At 55.7% G+C, this 26,303-nt stretch carries 23 protein-coding genes; 11 read left to right on the plus strand and 12 right to left on the minus strand.

What is annotated here, in order from left to right:
* Nucleotides 1-37: 37 nt before the first annotated feature.
* The 4 genes from serC to PUP29_RS07485 all read left to right on the plus strand — a co-directional run bounded on the left by serC (nt 38) and on the right by PUP29_RS07485 (nt 3,193).
* A complete protein-coding gene (serC, locus tag PUP29_RS07470; RefSeq protein WP_353422871.1) occupies nt 38-1,123 on the plus strand; it encodes a 3-phosphoserine/phosphohydroxythreonine transaminase in 1,086 nt (361 codons plus the stop codon).
* A 76-nt stretch (nt 1,124-1,199) separates the two neighbouring features.
* On the plus strand, nt 1,200-2,363 hold the full coding sequence (locus PUP29_RS07475; protein WP_079546468.1) for a phosphoglycerate dehydrogenase: 1,164 nt from the start codon (nt 1,200-1,202) through the stop codon (nt 2,361-2,363).
* A gap of 1 nt (nt 2,364) precedes the next feature.
* Entirely contained in the window at nt 2,365-2,574 is a 210-nt protein-coding gene (locus PUP29_RS07480; RefSeq protein ID WP_353422872.1) for a hypothetical protein, read from the plus strand.
* A gap of 100 nt (nt 2,575-2,674) precedes the next feature.
* On the plus strand, nt 2,675-3,193 hold the full coding sequence (locus tag PUP29_RS07485; RefSeq protein ID WP_079546466.1) for a DUF6125 family protein: 519 nt from the start codon (nt 2,675-2,677) through the stop codon (nt 3,191-3,193).
* A 49-nt stretch (nt 3,194-3,242) separates the two neighbouring features.
* Here PUP29_RS07485 and PUP29_RS07490 read toward each other — a convergent pair whose 3' ends face one another.
* Both PUP29_RS07490 and PUP29_RS07495 read right to left on the minus strand, forming a co-directional pair.
* Nucleotides 3,243-3,971, minus strand: a complete 729-nt coding sequence (locus PUP29_RS07490; protein ID WP_353422873.1) for a hypothetical protein — start codon at nt 3,969-3,971, stop codon at nt 3,243-3,245.
* A gap of 226 nt (nt 3,972-4,197) precedes the next feature.
* Nucleotides 4,198-6,369, minus strand: a complete 2,172-nt coding sequence (locus PUP29_RS07495) for a penicillin-binding transpeptidase domain-containing protein (RefSeq protein WP_353422874.1) — start codon at nt 6,367-6,369, stop codon at nt 4,198-4,200.
* A 237-nt stretch (nt 6,370-6,606) separates the two neighbouring features.
* On the opposite strand from PUP29_RS07495, the gene PUP29_RS07500 reads away from it, so the two are divergent.
* The 4 genes from PUP29_RS07500 to PUP29_RS07515 all read left to right on the plus strand — a co-directional run bounded on the left by PUP29_RS07500 (nt 6,607) and on the right by PUP29_RS07515 (nt 11,377).
* The gene (locus PUP29_RS07500; RefSeq protein ID WP_353422875.1) at nt 6,607-7,995 is read left to right on the plus strand and encodes a G5 domain-containing protein; all 1,389 of its coding nucleotides are present in this window, start codon (nt 6,607-6,609) and stop codon (nt 7,993-7,995) included.
* A gap of 90 nt (nt 7,996-8,085) precedes the next feature.
* Nucleotides 8,086-8,925, plus strand: coding sequence for a 16S rRNA (adenine(1518)-N(6)/adenine(1519)-N(6))-dimethyltransferase RsmA (rsmA, locus tag PUP29_RS07505; RefSeq protein WP_353422876.1), 840 nt, complete (start codon nt 8,086-8,088; stop codon nt 8,923-8,925).
* 155 nt (nt 8,926-9,080) lie between these two features.
* Nucleotides 9,081-10,664, plus strand: a complete 1,584-nt coding sequence (gene pckA, locus PUP29_RS07510; RefSeq protein WP_353424068.1) for a phosphoenolpyruvate carboxykinase (ATP) — start codon at nt 9,081-9,083, stop codon at nt 10,662-10,664.
* Between the two features lie 62 nt (nt 10,665-10,726).
* Complete coding sequence (locus tag PUP29_RS07515) at nt 10,727-11,377, plus strand: HAD family hydrolase (RefSeq protein ID WP_079546460.1); 651 nt, start codon at nt 10,727-10,729, stop codon at nt 11,375-11,377.
* A 463-nt stretch (nt 11,378-11,840) separates the two neighbouring features.
* Here PUP29_RS07515 and PUP29_RS07520 read toward each other — a convergent pair whose 3' ends face one another.
* Complete coding sequence (locus tag PUP29_RS07520; RefSeq protein WP_353422877.1) at nt 11,841-12,611, minus strand: sporulation initiation factor Spo0A C-terminal domain-containing protein; 771 nt, start codon at nt 12,609-12,611, stop codon at nt 11,841-11,843.
* Between the two features lie 274 nt (nt 12,612-12,885).
* Between PUP29_RS07520 and PUP29_RS07525 the strand changes: the two genes are divergently transcribed.
* The gene (locus PUP29_RS07525) at nt 12,886-14,256 is read left to right on the plus strand and encodes a TrkH family potassium uptake protein (protein ID WP_353422878.1); all 1,371 of its coding nucleotides are present in this window, start codon (nt 12,886-12,888) and stop codon (nt 14,254-14,256) included.
* Between the two features lie 16 nt (nt 14,257-14,272).
* Complete coding sequence (locus PUP29_RS07530; protein WP_079546457.1) at nt 14,273-14,929, plus strand: potassium channel family protein; 657 nt, start codon at nt 14,273-14,275, stop codon at nt 14,927-14,929.
* 39 nt (nt 14,930-14,968) lie between these two features.
* Here the strand turns inward: PUP29_RS07530 and PUP29_RS07535 are convergent, their stop codons facing one another.
* The 5 genes from PUP29_RS07535 to PUP29_RS07555 form a co-directional block, all read right to left on the minus strand.
* Entirely contained in the window at nt 14,969-16,639 is a 1,671-nt protein-coding gene (locus tag PUP29_RS07535) for a putative polysaccharide biosynthesis protein (RefSeq protein ID WP_079546456.1), read from the minus strand.
* A gap of 83 nt (nt 16,640-16,722) precedes the next feature.
* Nucleotides 16,723-17,589 (minus strand): SIR2 family NAD-dependent protein deacylase, encoded by an 867-nt coding sequence (locus PUP29_RS07540; protein ID WP_434542789.1) that lies wholly within the window; start codon nt 17,587-17,589, stop codon nt 16,723-16,725.
* Nucleotides 17,540-18,016 (minus strand): macro domain-containing protein, encoded by a 477-nt coding sequence (locus PUP29_RS07545; protein WP_353422879.1) that lies wholly within the window; start codon nt 18,014-18,016, stop codon nt 17,540-17,542. The genes PUP29_RS07540 and PUP29_RS07545 overlap by 50 nt, the downstream gene beginning before the upstream one ends.
* Nucleotides 18,013-18,639, minus strand: a complete 627-nt coding sequence (locus PUP29_RS07550) for a 4Fe-4S binding protein (RefSeq protein WP_353422880.1) — start codon at nt 18,637-18,639, stop codon at nt 18,013-18,015. The genes PUP29_RS07545 and PUP29_RS07550 overlap by 4 nt, the downstream gene beginning before the upstream one ends.
* 53 nt (nt 18,640-18,692) lie before the next feature.
* On the minus strand, nt 18,693-19,322 hold the full coding sequence (locus PUP29_RS07555; protein ID WP_079546453.1) for an NAD(P)-dependent oxidoreductase: 630 nt from the start codon (nt 19,320-19,322) through the stop codon (nt 18,693-18,695).
* Nucleotides 19,323-19,468: 146 nt separating this feature from the next.
* Here PUP29_RS07555 and PUP29_RS07560 point away from each other — a divergent pair, with 146 nt between their 5' ends.
* Nucleotides 19,469-19,789 (plus strand): winged helix-turn-helix transcriptional regulator, encoded by a 321-nt coding sequence (locus tag PUP29_RS07560; protein WP_079546452.1) that lies wholly within the window; start codon nt 19,469-19,471, stop codon nt 19,787-19,789.
* An 82-nt stretch (nt 19,790-19,871) separates the two neighbouring features.
* Here the strand turns inward: PUP29_RS07560 and PUP29_RS07565 are convergent, their stop codons facing one another.
* Genes PUP29_RS07565 through PUP29_RS07580 form a run of 4 tightly spaced genes read right to left on the minus strand, consistent with a single transcriptional unit; the run spans nt 19,872 to nt 26,270 of the window.
* Nucleotides 19,872-20,999, minus strand: coding sequence for an ABC transporter substrate-binding protein (locus PUP29_RS07565; protein WP_353422881.1), 1,128 nt, complete (start codon nt 20,997-20,999; stop codon nt 19,872-19,874).
* A gap of 27 nt (nt 21,000-21,026) precedes the next feature.
* Nucleotides 21,027-23,174, minus strand: a complete 2,148-nt coding sequence (locus tag PUP29_RS07570) for an NHLP bacteriocin export ABC transporter permease/ATPase subunit (protein WP_353422883.1) — start codon at nt 23,172-23,174, stop codon at nt 21,027-21,029.
* A gap of 17 nt (nt 23,175-23,191) precedes the next feature.
* A complete protein-coding gene (locus tag PUP29_RS07575) occupies nt 23,192-25,324 on the minus strand; it encodes an NHLP family bacteriocin export ABC transporter peptidase/permease/ATPase subunit (protein WP_079546450.1) in 2,133 nt (710 codons plus the stop codon).
* Nucleotides 25,325-25,334: 10 nt separating this feature from the next.
* Nucleotides 25,335-26,270 (minus strand): hypothetical protein, encoded by a 936-nt coding sequence (locus tag PUP29_RS07580; RefSeq protein ID WP_079546449.1) that lies wholly within the window; start codon nt 26,268-26,270, stop codon nt 25,335-25,337.
* Nucleotides 26,271-26,303 lie beyond the last annotated feature (33 nt).

Here is a 26,303-nt window from a genome sequence, read left to right on the forward strand (position 1 = left end):
GTATCCTGTCCTTCAATTTTTAGGAGGTCTTACAACAATGGAAGAAAGAGTGTATAACTTTTCGGCCGGTCCGGCTTGCCTGCCCATCGAGGTTCTGAAGCAAGCGCAGAAGGATTTCATTTCCTATGGCGCAAGCGGCATGAACGTGATGGAAATGAGCCACCGCAGCGCGGAATATCAGGATATCATCGACACAGCGGAGGCCGACCTGCGCGAGCTGCTCAATATCCCGGACAGCTACGATGTATTATTCCTGCAGGGCGGCGCGTCTATGCAGTTCTGCATGGTCCCTATGAACCTGATGACAAAATATAAAAAGATCCATGCGGTCAACACGGGGCAATGGTCGAAAAAGGCGATCGCCGAGGCGAAAAAGTTCGGCGAGGTGAACGTCGTCGCGTCGTCGGAGGACAAGACGTTCTCCTATATTCCGGAGCTGTCCGCAGATATGTTCACGCCGGACGCGGATTATGTACACATCACTTCCAACAACACGATCTACGGAACAAAATATACGAAGCTTCCCCCCGTGGGCGGGCTTCCCCTCGTTTCGGATATGTCCTCCTGTATCCTGTCCGAGGTGTTCAACGTTTCGGACTATGCCCTCATTTATGCGGGCGCGCAGAAAAACATCGGCCCGGCGGGCGTGACCATCGTCATCGTGCGCAAGGACCTTGTGGAAAACGCGCCGGAGGATATCCCGACCATGCTGCGCTATAAGACGCATGCGGATAACGGTTCGATGTTCAACACGCCTCCGACCTACGCCATCTATATCGCGGGCCTTGTATTCAAGAATCTGAAAAAGCTGGGCGGCGTAGCCGAAATGGAAAAGATCAATAAGGAAAAGGCCGCTATGCTGTATGAATTTCTCGACAATTCAAGCCTGTTCCGCGCGACGGTTTCCGGCGCGGACCGTTCTATGATGAACGTTCCGTTCGTAACGGGCGACGCGGATCTCGACAAAGAATTCGTTGCCGAAGCGAAAAAAGCGGGTCTTGTGAACCTGAAAGGCCACCGCAGCGTGGGCGGCATGCGCGCGAGCATCTATAACGCGATGCCCATGGACGGCGTGCGCAGCCTGATCGCTTTCATGGCTGAATTTGAGGCGAAGCACAAATAAGGGACCGGACTGCGGAATGCCGCACGGCGCTCCGTTTCTCGATCCATCATTATGGAAAAGCGTAAGGAGTTTTGGAATGCATACGATCAAAAAGCTGAATAAAATATCCCCGGTGATCTACGATTACCTGCCGAAGGAAAACTATAACGTGTCTTCCCATTTGGAGGACGACAGCGACGCGTTCATCGTGCGCAGCGCAAGCTGCCATGAAATGGATTTTGCGGAAAACACGGTCGCCATTGCGCGGGCCGGCGCGGGCACCAACAATATCCCGATCGATAAATGCACCGAAAAGGGCATCGTCGTGTTCAATACGCCGGGCGCGAACGCAAACGGCGTGAAAGAGCTCGTGATCGGCGCGATGATCTCCGCCTCGCGCAATCTGCCCGAGGCATACGACTGGGCAAAAACGCTGAAAGGACAGGAGGGCGTTCCCGCGCTTGTGGAAAAGGGCAAGGGCCAGTTTGTGGGCGGCGAGGTCAAGGGAAAGACGCTCGGCGTGATCGGTCTCGGCGCGATCGGTATCATGGTTGCAAACGCGGCGTCGGCCATCGGTATGAACGTCATCGGCTACGACCCGTTCCTGTCCGTTGACCGCGCGTGGTCTATCTCCATGTATACGCACAAGGCGGAAAAGCTGGACGAGCTTCTGGAAAAATCGGACTTCATCACGCTGCACATTCCGCAGAATGAAAAAACGAAGGGCTTTTTGAGCACGCCGGAGTTTTCCAAAATGAAAGACGGCGTGATCGTCCTCAACTTCGCGCGCGGAGGGCTTGTGAAGACCACCTCCCTGTTCGACGCGATGGAGAGCGGAAAGGTGAAAAAATATGTGACGGATTTCCCGGACGACGACATGCTGTGCCATCCGAATATCCTTGCGATCCCGCACCTCGGCGCTTCCACGCCGGAGAGCGAGGAAAACTGTGCGGTGATGGCGGCAAAGCAGCTGCGTGATTTCTTTGAGACGGGCACGATCGTCAATTCCGTCAATATGCCGGAATGCATCGTTCCGCCGTCTGACGCGGTGCGCGTGACGATCATTCACAGGAACCTGCCGAACATGGTGGGCCAAATCACGAATACCGTCGCCAAATATGGCCTCAATATCGCAGATATGGCGAACAAATCCCGCGGGGATATCGCCTATACGGTGCTGAACCTCGACCACGATATCACAGACGAGGCGCTCTCTGAGATCCGCGCAATCGACGGCATCGTCAAGGTGCGCGTGATCTGATATGAATGAAAAGAAGTGGGGCGTTGCGCTCATCATCACGAGCGTTGTGCTCGTCACAGCGATCTCTCTCCTGTTTTACAGTCTGAAGGCGCCGGACATGGGCATGGAGGCGCAGTGGGGCATCCGCATTTTTGCCGTCGCGGCGTGCGCAGCGCAGTTTACTGTATTCATCCTGTTTGCCAAGGCATTCAAGCGGAGCAGGAAATACTGACCACCGAAACAAGGGCGGCGCGGCTTAGGTCTTTCCCGGCACCACATCGCCGGGGATTTCCGTGCCCGCCGTCTTTTTATTGCGAAAGAAAGGAAGCCTTATGAAGCAAAATGAAGCGCTCGAGGCGCTTTCCAAGGAAGAGCTGATCCGGCTCATCGGCCTGTATTCCAAAAACTGGCTGGCGCTGGACGGCGTATGGTTCCAATCCGTCGAGCAGAAATTTGGGATGGACGAGGCTATGCTGCACGACGCGCGCGCATGGGAACGGTTCACCGTTATCGAGGCGCGCAGGCTGAAGGAATTTCTCGGCCTGCCCGAGCATGCCGGGATCGAGGGACTGAAAAAGGCTCTGTCGTTCCGGTTTTATGCGAATATCAACGAATATGAGTGCATTACGGAGGGGAACACGCTTTTATTCCGTATGACGGCCTGCCGCGTGCAGAACGCCCGCAGCCGCAAGGGCATGGAGCTGCACCCCTGCAAGCCCGTCGGCGAAATTGAATATTCCGGCTTTGCGCGCGTCATCGACGAACGTTTCACCTGTGAATGTGTGAGCTGTTACCCCGACGTGACGGACGATTCGTGCGCATGTGCGTGGCTGTTCACGCTGCACGAATAAAGCGTGCAGCAACGGCCCTGCAAAAGGTATTTCCATGGGAAATGCCTTTTTATTTTACTGCGCCGCAGGAGCAGAAGTAGAAATCAGTATAGCTCTCGTAATGCCCTCTGTCTTCCTCGTGTGTTACGGCCGGAACCGTTTTGGTGCGGTTCACATAATTCCCGATATACCCTTCGTTTTTCATCTTATCCACAAGCAGGGCCTTGAAATCCTCCATTGTAAAGCCGTTTTCAAACCAATAGGTCTCTCCGTTGCTCGTCCATATGCCGTCTGCATTTTCCGTATAGAGCTGTGCACCGTATATCGTCTGCTCGGGAGTGTCTACAACGGTCACGAGCTCGGGCACCCATCTTTGTGTAGTATGGGGCTGCCAGTTGTGCGTATGGGCAGACTCTTCCGGAGATCGTGCTGTTTCATCTCCCTTTCCGGAGGCGGAAGAAGGCGTATTTTCTCCGTTTTCCTCCGTCGGCTCCGCAGATGCCTCTTCCGGCTCCGTTGATACTGCCCTGTCCTCCCCTGCGGAGACCGCTTGGGATCCGGCCGGGGCCGTGGAAGCGGCAGAGGCAGGCTCCTTTCCTCCGGCTGCCGATTCCTGTGCAGCCGTGTGCAGCTTTTCCGTTTGTTCCCCGGCCTGCTGCGCGTCCCCGGCGGCCCGCGCCGTTGGGGACGGTATCGGCTGTGCCGTGAAACAGAGTCCAACTGCTATGGCGGCTACGAGGACAGTGGTGAAGAGCACGGCTTTTTTATGACGGGCGATAAAGTTTCTGATAGGTTTCATTTCTTTTTTCCTTTCTTTTTCCGAAGCCGTCGGCGCGCTCTTGTCTCCGGCTTTTCCACCGGGCTTTTGAACGGCTCTTCGGCTTCCATTTTGGTTTCTGTCTATAAGACAGGCGTTCAGGGCGAAAGGTTTTATTTTTTTAAATTTTTTGCAATGCAAAAAAGCGGACCGGCCTATTGCCGGTCCGCCCTTTTTTACATCCAATGCTATAAAAACAGTCTTCGCTTTATTCTCCGCTTCCCGCGCCGTCCCCATCCGCGGCTCCGCTGCTTGCATTGAGCGCCACAGAATAGTCCTCCTGCTTCACGAGCCCTCGCAATATCGCCGTTTTCGGTTCCGTTCCCTCGTCCGTATCCGTTTCTACGACCACAAGGTACAGCTTGCCGTCCTCCTCGTTTAAGGCGATGATCCAGTTGACCTCGCGGGAATTGTTCGCGCCGACCTGCGCCGTTCCCGTCTTGCCAAGGACCTGCATATCCCCTAAACGCGCCTCATAGCCGGTTCCGTCCACCATAACGCGCTTCAGGGCGGGCTTTATGATGCTGATCGCTTTTTCGCTCATCGTGTTTTCCCGGTAGGCGGACGGCTCCGTTTGGCTGACTGCCGTTTCATTTTCCTCTTCGTCTATGGTGAATATCCGGTTTACGATCGTGGGATTCATCATCGTTCCATTGTTCTCGATCGCCGTATACAGGCAGGCGAGCTGGAGCGGTGTGATGACGAGCTCGCCCGTTCCGTAGCCCGTGCGCGCCAGCCAGTCGAGCCAGTCCACCTCGTCTTCGGACTGGCTGAGCATGCTGGACGAAGCGACCGGAAGCTCAAAGGAGGGCGCTTCGCCGATGCCGATCTGCTCCAGATAGGATTTGAAGGGCTCTACTCCCGTTTGGAGCGCATAGTAGGCAAAAAAGATGTTATCCGACGATTTCATCGCCATCTCATAGGTATATGGCGTATCCGCGACCGTTTTGGAATAGATCGAGCCAGAATGCCAGCCCTCGATATCCGGCGTCCAGCTGTAGGAGCCGCTGTCGTTGCCCGCCGAATGGGGCGATTTTTTCTGGATAGGCGGCACGGAGCTTTCGTCCAGCAGTCCCGCTTCGATTGCCGGAACGGAAGAAAACGGCTTAAAGGACGAGCCGGGCATATAGGCCGACTGCGTCGCGCGGTTGATGAGCGGGTGGTCCTCGTCGTCGTTATAATAGTTCCACGTCGCTTCGTCCAGCGGGAAATTGAACAGGTTATTGTCAAAGGACGGATAGGAGACCATCGCCTCCACCGCGCCCGTCGTATAGTCCATAACGATCACCGCGCCGCTCTGCCCGTCCACAAGGTTGGACGCCATGAGCGTATAGGCGCGCTCCTGCGTCCGCGAATTGATGGAAAGCTCGATGTTCTGCCCGTCGGTCTTCGCGTCCTCGAACAGCACCTCCTTCAGATTGCCCTTTTCATCCTCGATATAGATGATGCGCCCGTCGCTGCCGCGCAGGATATCCTCATATTGCAGTTCAAGGCCGGACTTGCCCACCGTGGAATATTCCGTCAGCTCCTCATTTTCCGCAAGCTGCTCTTCCGACGGCGAGCCAAGATAACCGATGATATGTGCCGCATCGTCTTTCAGCGGATAATACCGCGTGGGTGTGAGCCGCGAATCGTCGAAGCCGAGCCCGTTCACAGTTTGTACGGACTCTTTTTGCTCCTCTGTGAGCGTGCCCCTCGGATAGGTGAGCAGCACCTCGAGCGGATAGCCCTTTTCCACTGCATTGTCGTATTTTTTCTGCACCGTCTCTGCGTCCGCGCCGAAATTCTGCGCGAGGAACGCCTTGACCTCTTCAATGTCCGGCCCCTTTTCAAGGTCGATATAAATGCTTTCCGCGTAATCGTTTTTGGCGAGCACTGCGCCGTCCGCGGAGAAGATTTCGCCGCGCTGCCCCTCCTGCGTGGTGGTGCGCACACGGTCTCCCTCCTCGAGCTGCGGCAGGATCAGACTGGGCGTATACAGGACCGTATAGCCCTGCGGGCCGGAAACGATGTCTGCCGAATAATCGTAGGTAAGTACGCCGAGGAGCTTGCTGGTCAGCGCAAGCGTATAGCTGAGCTTATACTCGTCTTCCGACACCGGCTCTACGCTGCGCGACACGAGCTTGATGTCGGATATCTCAAGCGCGTCGTAGATGTTCGTGAACCGCGCTACGAATTCGTCCCGCGTGTTTACATCGGAGGTCAGCACATAGACGTAATCGAACGCGCCGGAATAGTCCCGCGACACGAGCTTGTTCACAAATGTGTTTCCCACGCTGTCCGCGCTTTCCGTAAAAGACGAGCATCCGGTAAAGAAGCCGGCCGTGGACGCCGCCAGAAAGAGGACCGCCACGATACAGATCAGAATTCTTTTCTTCATAGGTTTCCTTTATTCCTGCTTAAGTGTTTGCGCAGCCGCCGCGCTTGTATCATTATACTATTCTTTCGCTTTGATTGCAAAAACGTTACGTTTTGTTCATATCTATGCCCTGCAAATCCGCCGTTTCTCCTGAAAATGCGGACGGACGGCCTTTCGCCCGGTTTGACTTCCCGCCCGTTTTGGAGTATAATACCCATACATTTTGCGGGCAGGCCCGCAAAAAGACGGAGGAAATACATGCCTTTTGGAAGACGGAAAAAGGATATCGACCTTTCGGTCCATCCGGAAACAAAATATAAAGGGATCTTGTATACGGGAAGCCGGCGCTCTGCGCCGGACGATCTGCCGCCGCTCCCGCGGAAGGAACGCCGCCGCCCTCCGGCCGGAAAACCGGCAGGAACGTTTTTCAGCAGACTCCGCCGGAAGCCATTCAATACGGCTCCGGCAAAACAGCAGAGCGGCGCGCCGGCCGCAGGAAGCGGAAGAGTGCTGCGCACACAGCAGCCGCGGCAGAGTAAAAACAGCTTTTTCCACGATAAGCTCCTGCGGACCACATCACTCGTGTGCATCGCCGTCGTCGCGGTATCGCTCATTACCGTACAGACGACATTTGCAAAGCCGGGGGTACCGATCACGCTGATCGACAACGGCCGGGAGCTTGAATGCGAGACCACTGCCCAGACGGTCGGTGAATTTTTGACCGACAATGCGGTCGAGCTCGGAGAGGAGGACGTCGTTTCCACAGACCTTTCCGCTCCAATTTATGAGGGGCAGACCATTACCATCTACCGCGCTGTGCCCGTCACCGTAAAAAGCAATGGAGCGGAGACACAGATAAGCATCGTGGCCGGGCATACCGTGCAGGATGCGCTCGACATGGCGGGCATCTCCCCTGCGCCGGACGACGAGGTATATCCGTCCTCAGACACCATCGTCCGTTCCGGCATGGTGATCGACCATATCGTGGTAACGACGCAGGAAACGACAGAGGATCAGTCTATTCCGTTCGATAATACGACGAAAGAGGACCCTGAGCTTGAAAAGGGCAAGCACCAGATCGTACAGGAGGGTCAGGAGGGCATAAAGCGTATCACCTATAAGCAGCTTTATAAGAACGGCGTGCTCATCTCGCAGGAGGCGGTGTCGGAGGAAGTGATCCAGGCGCCTGTCGATCAGGTCATGGCGATCGGCACGTATGTAGAACCGGAGCCGGAGGAAACTCCCAAAAAGAATTCCAGTTCTAAGGGCAAGGGCAGCTCCGGCAGTTCCAACAAGGGAAGCAGCTCTTCGGGCAGCTCCGGCAGTTCTTCGTCGGGCGGTTCGTCTGACTCCGATCTCAACGGGAGCAAGGGCATGAAGGTACAGCTTACCGCCTACTGCTCGTACTGCAACAGCGGCAGCACAACATCTATGGGGATCTATCCCACGGCGGGCCGGACAGTCGCGTGCAATTTCCTCCCGCTTGGAACGCGCATCTATATCGAGGGCTACGGAGAATACGTCGTGGAGGACCGCGGCGGTATGGGCGGAAATGTGATCGATATCTATATGGGTGAGCAGCCGAACGACGATGTATGCAACGCTTTTGGACGAAAACGAAACGTTACCGTTTATGTCATCGGATAGAAAATACCGGGCGGCGGGCAGATTGCCCGCCGTTTTTTATGACCCTGACCGGAGGCGGAGCATTTCCGCCGCCTGCAATGAGGAGGTTCTATGAACGTAACATCCCCACGTGAGATCACATGCCTGCTCGCGGAGAGCGGGCTTTCCCCGCTGAAAAAATTCGGCCAGAATTTCCTGTGCGACGAAAACGTCGTGCAAAAGATCGCGGACGGCGCGACGCTTTTTCCGCAGGATTTCGTCCTCGAGATCGGCACGGGGCTCGGCGCGCTCACGCGCGCTCTTAGCGCGCGGGCGAAAAAGGTCGTCTCCATAGAGATCGACCGGGGGCTTCTTGCCCTGCACGAAAGGACGCTTCATGGGCTTTCCAATGTTACCGTGCTCGAAGGGGATATCCTCAAATTCGACCTGAAAGCCCTGTGCGGCGCGCAATTCGGCGGCGCGCCCTTTCATGTCTGCGGGAACCTGCCCTACTATATCACGAGCAAAATATTGCTTCACATCTTGGAAAGCGGTGCGCCTGTCCGCTCCATCACTGCAATGGTACAAAAAGAGGTCGCGCAGCGCCTGTCCGCACGGCCGGGCGATACGGATTACGGCGCGCTCACTGCGTCCTGCCTGTATTTCGGAAAGCCGGAGACGCTGTTTACCGTATCCCGCAATTGCTTTTATCCCGCGCCCGACGTAGACTCAGCCATCATCCGCATGGAGCTTCATCCCATAAGCGGCGTACCGCGGGAAGACTATACGGCAGTCGTCCGCGCGGCGTTTTCCATGCGCCGCAAGACCATTTTCAACAATTTGAAGCCGCTCGCAAAGGGTCGCGCAAAATCCATTTTGGAATCCTGCAAAATAGACCCGAATGCACGGGCACAGGAGCTTTCTCCCGCACAATTCTGCGATATCGCAAAATCCATTTTTCAAAATTTGTAAATTTTTTCACAATTTTTTTGATTTCAAGCAGGAATAGAGGGGTATATGTAGAATATTTAAAATATGGGGTACGTTCAAATTGTATCCTTTTCCATCTCTGATGGAGTGAGCATGCTATCAAAATATTATTATAAAAACATTTTAGGAGGTATATGATGGAGACTTACGGTTTGGAAAAATTGGGGATCCTGAATCCCACGGCAGTTTACCGCAACCTGTCCCCCGCCGCGCTTGTGGAAGCCGCGCTGAGAAGGGGCGAAGGCGTTTTGAGCGATAAGGGCGCTCTTACCGTCACGACCGGTAAATATACGGGGCGTTCCCCTAAGGATAAATTTGTCGTCGACACGCCCGGCGTGCATGACGAGATCGCATGGGGCAGCGTGAACGTGCCGATCAGCCGCGAAAAGTTCAACGCGATCAAAAACAAAATGGCCGCTTACCTGCAGAACCGCGAAATTTTTATTTTTGACGGATTCGCAGGCGCAGACCCGGCCTGCACGAAAAAATTCCGTATTGTGAACGAGCTGGCAAGCGAAAACCTGTTCATTCACCAGCTCCTCATTCGTCCGACAGCGGAGCAGCTCGCTTCCTACGGCGAGGAGGATTTCACGATCATCGCCGCTCCGGGCTTTAAATGCATTCCGGAGGAGGACGGCGTGAACAGCGAGGCCGCCATCATGATAGACTATGAAGCGAAGCTCGTTGTGATCGCAGGCTCCCAGTATGCGGGCGAAATCAAAAAGAGCGTATTCTCCGTCATGAACTACCTGATGCCGAAAGAGGATGTTCTGCCTATGCACTGCTCGGCAAACATGGATCCTGAAACGGGCGACACGGCGGTATTCTTCGGCCTGTCCGGAACGGGCAAAACGACGCTTTCCGCTGACCCGAACCGCAAACTCATCGGCGACGACGAGCACGGCTGGTCTGAACACGGCATCTTCAACTTTGAGGGCGGCTGTTATGCAAAGACCATCAATCTCGATCCGGAGGGCGAGCCGGAAATCTACGGCGCGATTCGTTTTGGCGCGCTGATGGAAAACGTGGTCCTCGACCCTGAAACGCGCACGCCCGACTTCAATGACGGCAGCCTCACGGAAAACACCCGCGTGGGCTATCCGGTCGATTTTATCTCCAATGCGGCGATCCCGGGCGTCGGCGACGTTCCGAAGGTCATCATCTTCCTGACGGCGGATGCATTCGGCGTACTTCCGCCCATCAGCCGTCTTGACGAGAATGCGGCGATGTATCACTTCGTAACCGGCTTCACGTCCAAGCTGGCGGGTACGGAGCGCGGCGTGACCGAGCCGCAGCCGACTTTCTCCACCTGCTTCGGTGCGCCGTTCATGCCGATGGACCCCTCCGTTTATGCGGAAATGCTGGGTGAGAAGATCGAAAAATACAACACGAAGGTTTACCTTGTGAACACCGGCTGGTCGGGCGGCCCGTATGGCGTGGGCAGCCGCATGAAGCTGAAATTCACGCGTGCGATGATCACCGCCGCACTGAACGGAACGCTTGAGAACGCCGAGTTCAAGCATGACGAGGTATTCAACGTAGACGTGCCGCAGAGCTGCCCGGATGTGCCGGACGAGATCATGAATCCGCGCGATACATGGGAAGACAAGGCTGCTTACGATGAATCCGCGAAGAAGCTCGCGAAGATGTTCGCCGATAATTTTGCAAAGAAATATCCGAACATGCCCAAGCACATTGTGGACGCAGGCCCGAGAGGCTGAAAACGCATATAAAAATGCAGCGGAATTTCTTCCGCTGCATTTTTTGTCGTTAGGAGAACAGTATGCAGCTTCCAGTATTGAACGGCGCGGTCTTTGACCTCGACGGAACGCTTCTTGATTCGATGTACGTCTGGTCGGACGTCAACCGGGATTTTTTAAAAAAACGCGGTCTTACTGCGCCGGACGGGTATATTGAAAAAATCGCCCCGATGTTTTCCGACGAGGCGGCAGATTACGCGATCCGTACGCTTGGCCTTTCCGACGAGCCGGAGGACTTGCTCCGCGAATGGGATGAAATGGCGCTCTGCGTTTACGCAGGCAAGGTAACACTGAAAAACGGTGCGGGCGAATATCTGCGAAAGCTGAAGGATTCGGGCGTGAAGCTCGGTGTAGCGACCGCGCTTACCAGCCGCCTATACCGCCCCGTCCTTGAGCATAACGGCATATACGGCTTATTCGACGCGTTCGCCTCCTCCTGCGAGGTGCCGCGCAGCAAAGCGTTTCCGGATGTTTATCTGCTGGCGGCGCAGCGCATCGGCGTAAGTCCGGCGGAATGCATGGTATTTGAGGATATCCGTACCGGCGTGCTCGGCGCGAAAGCGGGCGGTTTTTTCACCTGCGGCGTCTATGAGCCGTGGTCTTTTGAAGAGCAGGAGGGGCTTGCCGAAGCTGCGGACTATTATATCCGCAGCTTCAGGGAGCTTCTGCAATAAGCTGTCTCTGGTTCGGGCTTATTGAAAAGCGCTGCGCCTCCGAAGATTTTCCGTGCTGCGGCGGGAACCGCATAGCTGTAAAACTGCCATATAAACGGGTGGATACGGTTCTCTTGTCCGCAGGCGGTATTATTCTGCCAACAGTCTGAAAGCCGGGCATAAGCGCGGCTTTCAGATGATTTTGTTCTGCTCTGCTTCTGCGCACAGCGGCTGCGAGCCGTATATTTATCAGAAAAATATGCATGGAATATCCACTTTCGCATAGATAACACCCGTTCCTGTACGGCAGATTTATTCATAAGCTTTTTTATTATTCATACGCAGTCATCCACGTTATCCACAAGTCTATCCACAAATCAGCCCGGAAAAGCCTCTTTTGGGCATAAGTTATCCACAATTTTATCCACGTTATCCACAATTATACATTTTGTGAAACATTTCCGTGAAACAGATTCCTGCATAATTATTCGTTTGTTCCGCTAAGTATCCAGTCCGCTATGAGCGCGATCAGCTCACCGTTGGTGGGCTTCTGGCTGTGCGCGTCCGCCGGGAGGCCCAACGCCTCTTTCATGCGGCGCATTCCATCCCTGTCATACATCACTTCCACCGTGTGGCGAATGGCAAGCTCTACCTTTGTTGTCGTAACGCCGAACGCCGCCGCGATCTTCGGATAAAGCTCCTTTGTGATGCTGTAGATGATCATCCGGTCTGCCAGCGTAAGCTTTACCGCTTCCTTGAGATATTGATAGCCTTTCAGGTGCGGCGGCACCCCCATACGCAAAAACAATTCTGTGATGCGCTGCTCCATACCCGCCCCGCCAGCCGCCTCCGCCTGTGCTTCTTCCCCGCTGCACAGGCGCAGAACATCCCATATCCTGCGATATAGGATCTCTTTTTGAAAGGGCTTTACCATATAATATTTCGCCCCCTTGGAAAACGCTTTCCGTATCACATCTTCACTGCTGACCGCAGATACGACGATACTTCCGGGAGCTTTCTGCCCCGCTGTATGCTCGAGAAAGCTGAAGCCGTCCTCACCGGGCATAATAAGGTCCAGCACGGCGATATCGTACGCTTCGAGCGCGCAGTATTCCGCCGCTTCCCGCACACAGCAGGCGCAGTCCACCCGCCTCACTTCCTCCTGCCGGACAAGGAACCGCTTCATTTCCTCTGCCTGCCGGGCATCGTCATCTATCAGTAATATCGCTATCTTCTCCCACTTCATTTCTTTCATCGTCCTTTCCGCGCCTTGTTTCATATCGTTTATCGGCTGATATCTATAAGCTTATATTCATGAAAACAAAAAAATATTCCGGTTTTTCTAAATTTTTTCATAATTTTTTACGTCCTGCATGGAATCGTATGTACTTTTACGCGAAAGAGTGTATAATGGTACAGAGAATTTGGTTCCATAAGATCTTCCGGGGTCTTGTTTTGCGGCAGTCTGCTCTCCCGCCCGCGCCATCCGGCCGGTGGAAACGCCGGGCAGCCCGCAGAGGTATTTGCAATTGAGGATCTTGAAACGTAAACGAGCTTTGAATCCCGCCGAAATACTGGTTTTTGGCTTCGGCGGAATGATCCTGATCGGCGCGGTCCTGCTGACCCTGCCCGCTGCTTCCGCTACGGGCGAATCGATCGGTTTTTTATCCGCGCTGTTTTCCTCTACGTCCGCGGTCTGCGTGACCGGGCTTTCCGTGGTGGAATTAGGCGCAAGCCTGTCTTTGTTCGGCCAGCTCGTGATGCTTGTCCTGATCCAGCTCGGCGGTATCGGCTTCATGACGGCGACCTCTATGGTATATATGCTGATCGGCCGCCGCATTACGCTCAAGGACCGTATCGTGATCAAGGATTCGCTGAATGAAACGAATCTTCAGGGCGTGGTGCGCATGACGCGCAATGTTTTGATCGTGACCGCCGTTGCGGAGGCGGCAGGTATCCTGCTTTTATCTATTCGCTTTGTTCCGGAATACGGCGTCCTCCGCGGCCTTTATTACAGCGTGTTCCATTCGATCTCCTCTTTCTGCAACGCCGGATTCGACGTATTCGGGCTTGGAACGAGCCTCATTCCCTATGCGTACGACCCTCTTGTGACGATCACCGTCATGGCTCTTATCACTGTTGGCGGCCTTGGCTTTTTTGTTGTGGTGGAGCTCTACCGCAAAGCGCTTCTGGGCCGCAAATATCATTTGAAGCTGCATACGAAGATCGTACTGATTACTTCCGGTATTCTGATCGTTGCCGGCTTTCTTTTCTTTCTGGTCGCGGAGTGGAACAATCCCAAAACACTGGGAGCGGAGGGGCTTTCCGTGGGCGATAAGGTCCTGGGCGCCATGTTCCAGTCTGTTACGCCGCGTACCGCCGGATATGCGACTATCCCGCAGGGCGATCTGATGCCGGCTTCCAAGATCGCTACGACGGCCCTGATGTTTATCGGCGCTTCCCCCTCCGGTACGGGCGGCGGTATCAAGACGACGACCGCCCTCATGCTTCTCTTCTTTGTTGTGACCGTCGTGACGGGTAAAAAGGACACTGTCGTGATGGAGCGCCGGATGAACAAGGACGTGATGATGCGTGCCATTACGATAGCAACCCTCGCTTTCGTATTCGTTGGGTTTATTACCATGCTGCTGTGCATTATCGAGCAGCACCACATCGCCGCGTCCGACCTGCTTTTTGAAACGGTCTCCGCATTCGGCACGGTAGGGCTTTCCACCGGCATCACCTATACTTTATCCCCTTTGAGCCAAATCCTTATCATGCTCACCATGTTTGCAGGCAGGGTGGGCGTGTTTACGATGTCTTTAGCGGTGGCAAAACGCATGCGTAAGCAAGATACAAGCAATATACGCTATCCCGAGGACCGGGTAATGATTGGATAACAGCAGGAGAAACGATATGAAAAAACAGTATGTAGTGATCGGCCTCGGACGGTTCGGTACGAGTGTCGCAAAAACATTGGCAGAGCAGGGAGCAGACGTTCTGGTAATCGACGCAAATGAGGAAAAGGTGGATCAGGCCATCAGCTATGCGACGCATGCCGTTCAGGCGGACGCCACAGACGAGCAGGCCCTAAGGTCCCTCGGCATCCGCAATTTCGACGTGGCGTGCGTATGTCTCGGCGAGATCCAGTCGAGCATCATGGCGGCGCTCATCTGCAAGGAGCAGGGGATCGATCTCGTGCTCGTGAAAGCGCAGAGCGAGGTACACGCAAAGGTGCTCTATAAGATGGGTGTGGACAAGGTCGTCTTCCCGGAGCGCGATATGGGCATCCGTGTGGCACACAACCTGATCTCCTCCAACATTCTCGACTTCATCGAGCTTTCAGACGATTACGGCATCGCGGAAATAGAGGTGCATGCTCCATGGGTCGGCAAAACGCTCGTCGACCTCGATTTCCGTAAAAAATACGGCGTGAACATCATTGCCATCAAAAACGGCCATTCCGTCAATGTCAGCCCGCTGCCCGGCGACGTGATCGCCGAGGACGATGTACTTGTCGTGATCGGCGAGGAGGACAGCATCAGCCGACTCGAGCAATACGGGGAAAAATAACGTCAAAAAAAAAACGGCTCTTACGCCGTTTTTTCTTTTTTATTTCCAGACATGCATCCGCTTCAAAATCCGGGCAAGCTTCTTTCCGCCGCGTATCTGCTCCATCTCCCGCTCCGTGACCGCTTTTACAAGGATAAGCATGATGAAATAGACCACGAGCCCTACCAGCACGCAGGCGATCACGCCCACCGTATTGGAATACGGCGCGATTAGGCTATAGACCAGATAAGCAGCCGCCGCCATGACCGCCGTTGCAATAATTGGCTTCAGGAGGTGTTCGCCGAAATTCATGCGTACGCCCGTATATTTCCGTACAAAGTAATAGTTCATGCATGCCGCAATGATATAGCACACGACTGTACCGATGACCGCGCCATAGATATTGATCTGCGGGAACGTCATCAGATACAGGCTGAGCGCGACCTTGGTCCCCGCGCCGACCGCGAGCGAGATCGGGGGAAGGTTCTGCTTGCCGATCCCCTGCAGGATGCCCGTCATGGTCTGCATAAACGGGAGGAATACTGCAACGGAGCACATCGTCATCAAGAGCCCGGTGGAAAGCGCCATCTCTTCCTGCGACGCCGTTGGATAGAGGAAGTGCAGCAGCGGATACGCAAAGACGAAGAACGCCGCTGTGACCGGTATCCCCTCAAGGAACGCGAATTTTATCCCGTGCAGGACGTTCGCCCGGACGCGGTCCTTGTCCCCCAGCTTGAGCGCTTCGGAGATCGCGGGCACGACGCTCATCTGCAGCGCCTGCGAAACGATGGCCGCGAGGTTGATGAGCGTGAGCACGCCTCCTGTGAGGGCGCCATACATGCTGCGTACGGTCTGCGTGTCATAACCGAGGTTGAACAGGCTGCGCGGTATGATGACCGAATCTACAAACGTGATGATCGGCATGACGAGCCCCGCCACTGTAACGGGGAGCGCGATCACCAGTATTTTTTTCAAAAGCGGCTTTGCGTCTTCAAAGGAAAGCTTTCCTTTATAGGCCGCGACCATGCCCGCGGTCATGCGGCGTTTTTCTTTCCCGAATGCCCCCATGACATAGAAAAGCGCCGTGATCTCGGAAATCGTGATGCCGAGCAGCGCGCCCATCGCGCCGAATTCGAGTCTGCCCGTCCATTTCAGGAGCAAATAGGCGAGCGCAAGGCCCATGCCCACCTTAACGAGCTGTTCGACGATCTGCGAAAGCGCCGTGGGCTTCATGTTTTGCAGGCCTTGGAAATAACCGCGGTATGCGCACATGACCGATACAAAGAACAGGGCGGGTGCAAGCGCCATCAGGGAATATTTCGCGTCGGGGAGCTGCTGGAGCGCCGCGATCTGCCCCGCGAACGCAAACATCAGGATAGAGGTTATCAGCCCGACGATAAGCAGAAAGGCCCGCGCCGTTCGGAACACGGCGTACGCGCCCTTATAGTCGTTTACCGTCACACGCTCGGAAACGAGGCGGGAGATGGCAATGGGCAGGCCCACCGTAGAAATGATGAGCAGGGCGGAATAGACCGGAAACGCCTGCTGGTAATAGCTCATCCCCTCAAAGGTGATGAGGTTCGTAAGGACGATCCTGAAAAGCGCGCCTATGATCTTTACGATCACGCCCGCCGCACCGAGGATCATCGTGCTTTTGATAAGGCTTTTCGTCGTGCTCGACATACAAAACTCCAATCGGTCGTTGTAATAGGCATGCCGGGCAAAAAGCATACGCTTCTCCCCGGCATCTTTTTTATTATACCATATCCCGCCAAAATGAAAAGCCCGTTTGCCGCCGAAAATGGAGGCCCGCTCTATAGCTGCGCAAGAATGCTCCCTATATCTCCCTTGATGCGGATGGAACGTCCCGCAAGCCCGGACGGGACGCCGGTCTCCAGCAGATTGACGCAGGCATAGACCGCATTTGGGTTCTGATAGGTCATCTGCCAGAACGGATATTTGATGATCCCCGGGGTGTTGCCGCCCACGCCAAGCTCCAGATACAGGACGCGCAGGTCTTTGTGGCGGCGCACGAAATCCTGATATCTTGCCGCCGCTCTATGCCATCCCTCATCCTCCACAAAGGTGCTGTCCGCCCGCAGGTTCATCGTCATCGGAGCGCCGCAGCGCGGGCAGTGCGGAACAAGCTCCGGCGGGATGCGCATATCCTTCTGCTCCGCAAGCATTTTCCGGACGCTCCGCCCGTTATCATACGTTTTCGCATGGCAGGGCTTCGAGCACTGCCACAGGCCGTAGTCGCCCTGCGTATAAAATAACCGGTGCTTGTCGAAGCCCGCCTTTTGAAAGCAATGGTCCACATTCGTCGTAAGCACGAAATGATCCTTATCCCGCAGCAGCGCCAGCAGGGCCCCATAGACGTCCTTTGGCGCGTCCTCATAGCGGTTGATGAAAATATAGCGGCTCCAATACGCCCAGTGCTCCTCTAAGGTCTCATAGGGATAAAAGCCCGCGGAATACATGTCCGAAAATCCATATTTCCGGATAAAATCCGGGAAATTCTCTTCAAAGCGTTTGCCGGAATAGGTAAAGCCCGCAGAGGCAGATAATCCGGCCCCCGCGCCGACCAATACGGCGTCGGCCTCTTCGAGTTCCGCTTTCAGCCGCCGGACACTATGCCAGCAGCCGCCGGTAGAGCTCATAGTCGCTGTCCTGAAAGACATTAAAGACCACCTCCATACCGTTCCCGTTTTTCTCCAAATATTCCAGCACCGTCCGTACCGCCGTTTCCGCCGCCTTTTGGGGCGGAAAATGAAATTCGCCGGTGGAAATGCAGCAAAAGGCAATGCTTTTCAGCCGACGGTCCGCGGCAAGGCGGGTAATGTCGCCCTGCCACAGATAAATTCCCGGCCTGACCGGAGAAAGCGCTTCCGGAAAGACGATCCCCCTTTTTTCCCGCTCTTCCAGCAAATACGCGTCCTGCACCGCCATAAACTCCGGCGGGGCCGGCCTTGCCGGACGCACATTCATAAGAGAGCGCAGGAGGCGCTTTTGCTCCTCTTCCCCAGCGGGAAGCTCCAGCTGCTCCAGCCTGCTGTCCTCATGCTTTAAATAGTCGATCAGAAAGATGCGCCTTTCCTCTTGTGTCATAATGCTCTCCTTTCCACCGCCTGCCGCGGGCAGAGCTCCTCACATTTCCCGCAGTGCAGACAATGCTCCTGCCGTATGCACGCAGGACGAACGGACAGGTCGATACAATCCTGCGGGCAGGCAGCGGCGCAGCGTCCGCACCCATTGCAGTCTGCTGTGATAAAGAATGCTTCTGCATGCGTTTCCAGCCCGCCGAACGAAAACGCTTCCCGAAAAACAGGCTTTTGGCTCAGATCGAAAAATTCTCCGCTGCCCCGATAGAGCCGGAATACGGTCAGCACCGTCCTGCTTTCCGTGCTTGGGTATATTTCAGCCATGTAAGGGTTTTCCCGGAATATTTCCGCCAGCTCTTCCCGGCCCGTTTCCCGCGTTTCGCCGCGCAGGGTGACGGCCCTGCTCTTCATTGTGCTTTTTCCCGTAAACCCTGTGATAGAGACGAACGGCCGCTCTTTGAGACGCCTGTAAAGCGCTTTTCCCTTTGCCGTGAGAAAGGAAAGCCCATCCTGTCCTGCCAGCATGACGTCGATCACGCAGGTGACGGGCAGGCCGTTTTCATCCGTCGAGGCAAGCACCACCGAATGGATATCCTTTTGCAGCATCTGTAAATACCGTTCTGCTTTCATCGTTCCTCCAAAGCAAGCAGCCCCCTGTTCCTTCGGCAGGGGGCTGCTTCCGCTCATTCCGCCACTGCGGAGATCCTCTCTTGGATATGTTCCCCGCTTATGGCTTCGTCCACCATGGCAATGGCGTAATCGGCATAGCTGATCACGCTTTCTCCCTTGCCGTTCAGCGTCAGCTCTTCGCCGCCCAGAATATATTTCCCCGTTTTTGCACCGTCCGCCTGAAAATCCGCCGCCGGGCTTATATAGGTCCATTTTACATCGCTGCGCGCGCGGAGCTCGTCCAGTGCCTTTCCCATATTCGTTGCCAAGGGCTTGAACATATCCGGGAAATCCACTCCGTCCATGACCTGCGCCGTATGCGCCGGGTCTACATACAGGCTCCCGGCGCCGCCGACAACGAGCAGCCTGATGCTGCTGCCGCTCAAAATATCGCAAAGATGCTTAAGCGACGTGCTGTGCTGCGGCAGAGTCTCCGGCGTCCACGCGCCGAATGCGTCTATCACAACGTCGAAATCCTTGAGGTCGTCCGCCGTCAGATCGAACAGGTCCTTTTTTATCACCTGCTTCGCTACCGTGCGGTTTTCCCCGCGCACGACAGCGGTGACGTCGAGCCCTCTTTCCATAGCCTCCTGCACGATCAGCTTTCCTGCTTTTCCATTTGCACAAACAACTGCGATCTTCATTTTGCTTTCCTCCGTTTTTTATTTTTGCGGCTTGCTCTGTTCCGCTTCTGATATTATAATATATCTGTAGTCCCGAATCGTAAAGTAAGCACTTTATTGTGCTATAGTTACCAAATAGAAACTATTGTGTAAAACAGGGGGATTTTATGAAAAAAAATTTGCCGGCCTGCCCGGTGGAGACCACTTTGATGCTCATCAGCGACCGTTGGAAGGTGCTCATTCTGCGGGACCTGATGGAGGGCACGAAGCGCTTTGGAGAGCTGAAGCGCTCCGTTGGGGATGTTTCTCAGAAGGTCCTGACCGCAAACCTGCGCTCTATGGAGGAAAGCGGCCTGCTGACAAGAAAGGTTTATGCCGAGGTCCCGCCCCGCGTAGAATATACGCTTACGGAAACCGGCTATAGCTTAAAGCCCATTCTGGACGCTATGGTTGCGTGGGGTACGGAATATAAGCAGAAAAACGGATAAAAAAAGGGGCAGCCCTGCAGCTGCGCCCTTTTGAAGCGTTTCACGGAAAGCGGACCACCTTACGCGCGGCCCGTTTTTTGCTTTACGGCTCCGTATGCACCAGCCGGCCGTCCTGAACGGTCAAATATTCGTAACCGTATGCATCCGCCTCGTCATAGGAGACCTCCGGCAGGCCGGTCAGCAAGTCGCGCACGGTGTTTCCTGCGATCCCTGCGGCATTTTCCGCGTTCGCACGTATCGCCTCCGCAAGCGTTTTGTTATCCCCGCTGTAATTGCTGAGAATCAGATTCGCAAGGTCGTAGCCCTGTACCGCCTCGTTATCCGGTGTTTCTCCATATCTTTCTTCATACCGCGCCGCCCACTCCCGGTATTCATCGCTTCTTTCGACCGGATAGAACGCAGGCATGACGGTTCCGTCAAGCTCCGCAAGATAATCCACCGCGGTCTGCGAGCCGAGCGTAAAGCAGGAGAGCAGTCGGATCTCCGGCATTTCCGCCTTGATTTCGGCTAAAATCTCCGCTCCCCACGCCGAGCGGTAATAGGGAACATAGGCCGCTTCTATGCCGAGCGCCTCCCATACTGCAAGCTCTTCATAAAACGCAGCGGTATCAAACGGCTCGGAAAGCGAGCTTCCCGTTTGAATCCCATTCATGATACCCGCGCGCTCAAACTCGTTGACCTGTACACGTTCAAATTCAGCGCCGCTGTAGATGCAGCCTATCCGTCTCAGACCCTGCCGGGCAGCATAAAGGCCCATCGCGCAGCCAAGATGCTCCGCATTGAGGGAAAACGGAAAAAACGTATCGTAGCCTGCTTCCGCCGTTTCGTCATAATAGCCCTGCACGGCGAAAAACGCCTTGCCCGCATCGTCCATCGTTTTCGCCGCCGCATTGATGACCTCATAGTCCTGCATCGTGACGACTGCCGTAATATCCGGGTCCTCCGCAAGGCGCGCAGCCTCCTCTACCGAGCTTTCAAAATCGGGGGCGTCAAGGCCGTACACTTCAACGGACGCCTCATACGGTCCGGCGTATTCCTCGATCGCCATTTCCATGCCCTTCTGATAGCGGGACACATTATAGTCCATATCCTCCCTGCAAAGAAGCGCGATCCGGACTGCGTCCGCATCCTGCTGCTCCGGCGCGGGTGCGCAGCCCGTGAGCGAAAGGAACACTGCTGCGCATAGTAATACCGATACTATTTTTTTCATACCTTTTTTCATTCGTATTGCCCGTTCTCAAATCTGCCGGACGGCAAACTCATAGAACAGCCCTTTCCTTTCCATCAACTCGTCGTAAGTTCCTTCCTCCGCGATCTGTCCGCCGTCTATCATGATGATGCGGTCGCATTCCCTTACGGTGGAAAGACGGTGCGCGATCGCGATGCGCGTGCAGCCGAGCCGGGCGATATTTTTCGCCACCTCGTTTTGCACAGCATTATCGAGCGCTCTCGTCGCTTCATCGAACAGCAATATCTTCGGCTTTCCCACGAGGGCCCGTGCAATGAGGAGCCGCTGCTTTTGTCCGCCGGATATCCCGCCGCTGCCTTCGCTGATCACCGTATGCATGCCCATCGGCATAGCGGCGATGTCGTCCGCTATCCCTGCGAGCCGGGCGGCCTCCCATGCATCCTCCTGCGTGCTCCACGGCGCAGTGACGACGATATTGGAGAAAATATCCCCCGCAAACAGCTTCCCATTTTGCAGGGCGACGCCGATCTTCTGCCGGATACTGCGCAGATCGAACTCCCGCAGGTCCTCCCCGTCGTAATAGACCGCGCCTGAGCCGGGCGTTTCAAAACCGATCAAAAGGCGCATCAGGGTGGATTTTCCGCAGCCGCTCTTTCCAACGATGCCGACATATTCGCCCGGGGCGACATGCAAGCTGAGGTCCTTGAGGACATAGGGCAGCTTTTCCCCATACCGGAAAGACAGGTGCGACACCTCCACCTCTCCGCTGAGAGAAACGGCCTGCTTTTTTTCCTCCGCTTTTTCCGGCTGTGCGTCATAAATAGGCTGAACGAGGTCGAGGAGCGGCTTGATGATCGCAATCTGCACGACCACGCCCGAAAGCCCGATGAGCGCGGCGGATATTGCCCCGTATGCGGTCGAAAACGCGATGTAGTCCGATTGGGAGACGTCGTTCGTACCGGCGATCAGATAGAGCAGGATCGTGCCGCCGAGCGAGACCGCACCGGTCAGCGCGGAGCCGATCTTGATGCCGAAAGGCGGATTGTATTCATACCGCCCCTCCCGCGCAAAAAGCTCCGCCCATTTTGCGAATGCGCGCCGTTCTGCGCCCGCCAGCTTGATTTTTTGGATCCCGCCGAGCAGGCTGAACGTAAGGCCGCTGCATTTTGCCGCCGCCTCTGTCTGCAGCTTCATAAATCTCATACGCAGCAGGACCGTTGCGACGATCACCGCCAGCATCACGGCGATGGCAAGCATGCCCGGTCCGACGAGGACAGGCGCCAGAGAATTCATCTGAAACAGGTATACGAACGAGAACAGCACCGAAAGTCCTGCGGTCAGCACGCCGTCTGAAACGACCTGCGACACCGTGTTGATCCCATTGAAGCGCTGGGCAAGGTCTCCCGCCGAATAGTCTTTGAAAAACGACACAGGCAGCGAGAAAATACGTGCCATGACGGCGTTTTGGGAGGCAAACGACATCTTGTTGCTCAAACGCGACATGACGAGGGTGCGCGATATCCCGAACAGCAGGCTGCCTACCGTCGCTCCGACGAGCAGGGCGGCAACAGGCAGAATATCCTCCCGAAGATTTCCGGGAATGATATTGTCAAAGATCAGCTTGTTGATCATGGGCAGCACCAGCCCAAGCAGGCTCACGCCGAGCGACGCGATCAACACCCATACGACGTCCCACACGGAAATGCTCTCCAACCGAAATTTCAGGAAATCCATCAGCTTCAGCGGCCGGAGAGGATAGCCCCGGTAGAAAGAACAGGCTTCTTTCTCGATGCTTCCCGCATTTTTTTTGGTGATCCTGACGCGCTTTCCCGCCCCGTCGGTATAGCAGTATCCTCCCGCCGCAGGCAGAAGAGCGACTGCCGTTCCATCTGCGAGCGAACCGAGAAAAGGCCCCGCCGCCTCTTTCCACCACGCTCCGGTGAGCCGCACCCGTCTGCACATGACGCCTGCCGGGCGCAGCATATATTCCATTTTTTCCCGGAGCTCCGTTACTTCCTCCGGCGGTTCCGGCGCATCCGCTTTCAGATAGCGGAGTATCTGCCGCAGCGCGGGCATACCGTCCGCTGCGGGCTGCGCGCCGTCTGTTCCGGGCGCCTCTTTGCCAAAAACGGAGAGGAGCGCTTCCAGTGCCGTATCCATCGCTTCCTGCTCCCGTTCTTTTTTGTTTCTTTCCACTGTGCGCCTCCTTTCGTTTAGCTTCTGATCAATTCCTCATATTTGCCGTGCGCGGCAATCAGTTCCTCGTGCGTTCCGCGCTCGCAGACCCGCCCGCCTTCGAGGACGATGATCTCGTCGCAGCCGCGGATCGTGGAAAGGCGGTGCGCGACGACTACAAGGGTGAGCCCCATGCGCTTGATGTTTTCCATGACCTGCTGCTCTGTTTTCGCGTCCAGAGCCGACGTGGCTTCATCAAGCACCAGAATGCGCGGTTTTACGGCAAGGGCGCGTGCGATCTCTATCCGCTGGCGCTGCCCGCCCGAAAAATTCATGCCGCCCTCCCGGATGATATAATCGTACCCCTCCGGCCGCTGCATGATATCCGCGTGTATCTCCGCCGCCCTGCACGCCTCTATCACGTCCGCACGGGAGATGGAAGCGTCCCACATCGTGATATTGTTCTCCACAGTATCCTCGAACAGAACGATATCCTGATCGACGACGCTGAGAGAATCCGTAAGCACGCTGTGCGGGATCGCGCTGAGCTCCCGGCCGTCCAGCGATATCCTGCCCGACCACGGCGGATAGAGCCCTGCGATCAGCTTGGCCAGCGTGGATTTCCCGCTCCCGGACGCGCCGACGAGCGCGACGCTTTTTCCGGGACCTACATGAAGAGAAAAATCTGTGATGAGCGGCTGGGAAAGACGGGCATAGCCAAATGTAACGCCCTCCATGCGGATCTCTCCGTTCAGCTTTTCCCCGCCTCCTCCGTCCGCTGCGGGAACGTCCGTCCGGTAGTGCAGCACATCCTCCACACGCTCCATCTGCGTGCGCATCTCGATGAACGCGGAGCCGATCTGCGCGATCTCGTTTACCGGCGCAAGAAAGGAGGACAGGAAGCCTTGGAACGCGAGCAGCGTACCGATCGTGAACTGTCCGTCCAATATGAGGCTGACGCCGAGGACGAGCACGGCGATATTGGCGATCTGCTGGATAAACTGCGGAATGACGCCGTAATATTGATTTGCCTTTTCCATGCGGATACGTCCGTTATTCGCCTTTGCGTACGCGCCGCTCCACCGCTCGAAAAAGCCCTCCTCCGCGCCTGCGGCCTTGATGCTTTCTATCATGTCGAAGCCGGCGGCTGTGAGCCCCGCCAGCGCGCCCATATCCCGCTCTATCACGCGGCTGAAATCGACGCGCTTATTCGAGATGACGCGCATGGCGATAACATTCGCCGCCACTGCCGAAAGGCCGACTGCCGACAGCAGGACGCTGTAGCGCAGCATCACGAACAAATAGAGCACGAGCAGGCATATATTGACTGCCACAGGCGCGATACGCCCGATGAGAGAAAATGCAATACCCTCATTGCTCTGCTGGCGCGCGGCGATATCGCCCGCATAGCGCTGTGCAAAAAAGCCGACAGGCAGGCGCAGTACATGCCACATGAACGAGGCGCTGGATTGTACGGCCATCTTCCCCTGTATCCGCAGCCAATAGACGTTTTGCAGCGCGGATACCACAAATTGAAAAACAAGCACGCCGAGCATGACGCTTAAAAGAGGCGTAAGCCATTCCGGATTTTTGCCGGACAGGATATGATCCATAAATATTTTAGAGAAGAGGGGAATCACCACGCCGATCGCCGCACCGATCAGCGACCACAGCATGACGAACAGAATCAGCGCCCGGCTGCCCCGCAGCCTCTTTTTTGCGAATCCGAGCACACTTGCCGGTTTTCCGCTGGGCTCAAAATCCCCAGTTGGTTCAAAGCACAGCACAACGCCCGTGAACGTGCGGTCGAATTCCTCCATCGGCACCGCTACCCGTCCGCGCGCAGGGTCGTTTATGAGGGCTTTCCCCCTTTTGAAGCCGCATAATACGACAAAATGATCAAATCCCCAATGCAGGACCACAGGAAAGCTGCAGGCCATGACGTCCTCTATCTCCATGCGGTAACCCGCGGCTGAAAGCCCATAGGCGCGGGCTGCGCGCACCAGATCGCGCGCGCTGCTTCCGTCGCGCGATACGCCGCAGTCGGCGCGCACCTGCTCGAGCGGGAGCCATTTCCCATAATAGGCCAGAATCATCGCAAGGCTCGCCGCGCCGCATTCCAGCGCTTCCATCTGCATAACAACGGGTACCTTAACGGCTGTTTTCGCCATTGCGCCCTCCTTATGACCTTAAGAGAAGCTCGTATGGCTTCTGTTCGTCCAACACAACAAGAATGTCGCACGCCATACCCGTCGAGAGCGGAACTGTGTTCCCAATCGGATTGGACCAAAGCGCAGAGTTGGCCGTGCCTTCCGCCTCCGGATCAAGCGTGATCGTGATGCGCACTTCGATCAGACTGCCCTCCGAAAGGACCTCTTCCACATACTGCCGGCTGCCTACTGCCGCTTCGATATCGCTGTCTGTCACAGGATGGTCTCCGACGCTTTCGATATACCCGTACATATAGCCGTATTCTTCCCGGGAAAGAAAGGACGGGCAGACCTGTGCCTCCATCCCGGCGGACAGGCGGCGGGCCGTATCCGCGGGAACGTAACAGATGATCTGATAATTGTTCGTCCCCTCTTCCATCAGCGCGAGGCTTGCGATCTCATCGTTTTCCGAAACGATATCTCCTCTGTGCTTCGCGTCAAGCACAACGCCGTAGGTGTCAGAACGGATAACGGAGGCGGCAATATATTCCTGCCTTTTCTGCGCGGCCGCGGCTTCATCGGGCGTTTCCGCCGCCATAAGCGCTTCGAGCTCGGCGCGCAGCTCCGGCTGGGAAACGACCGCAAGGATATCGTGCGGATATACGGTATCCCCCGGGGACACCCGCATATCCTGTATCTCTCCGGAAACGGGTACAGTCACGGAAAGCGCGCCGCTCCCCGGGAATACGACCCCCCTGATGTCGAGCGTCGTCGGTATCGTTCCTATGGCAAGCCACACGACGGCTGCCACCACGATCGCAATGCAGGCGATAAGCAGGCTCCACACACCCGGATTCGTCACCTTGATGTAATCGTCTAATTTTTCCGGCCCTGCCGCATGCTCTAATGGTTTTTTACGGAAAAGGTCTCCCATAGCTTCCTCTCTTTCCTGTCTTCCGTGCGCCATACCGCGTTTCTCTTAAGAGACCGCAAAACGGAA

Source organism: Christensenella massiliensis, assembly GCF_040409835.1.
Classification (GTDB): Bacteria; Bacillota; Clostridia; order Christensenellales; family Christensenellaceae; genus Christensenella; species Christensenella massiliensis.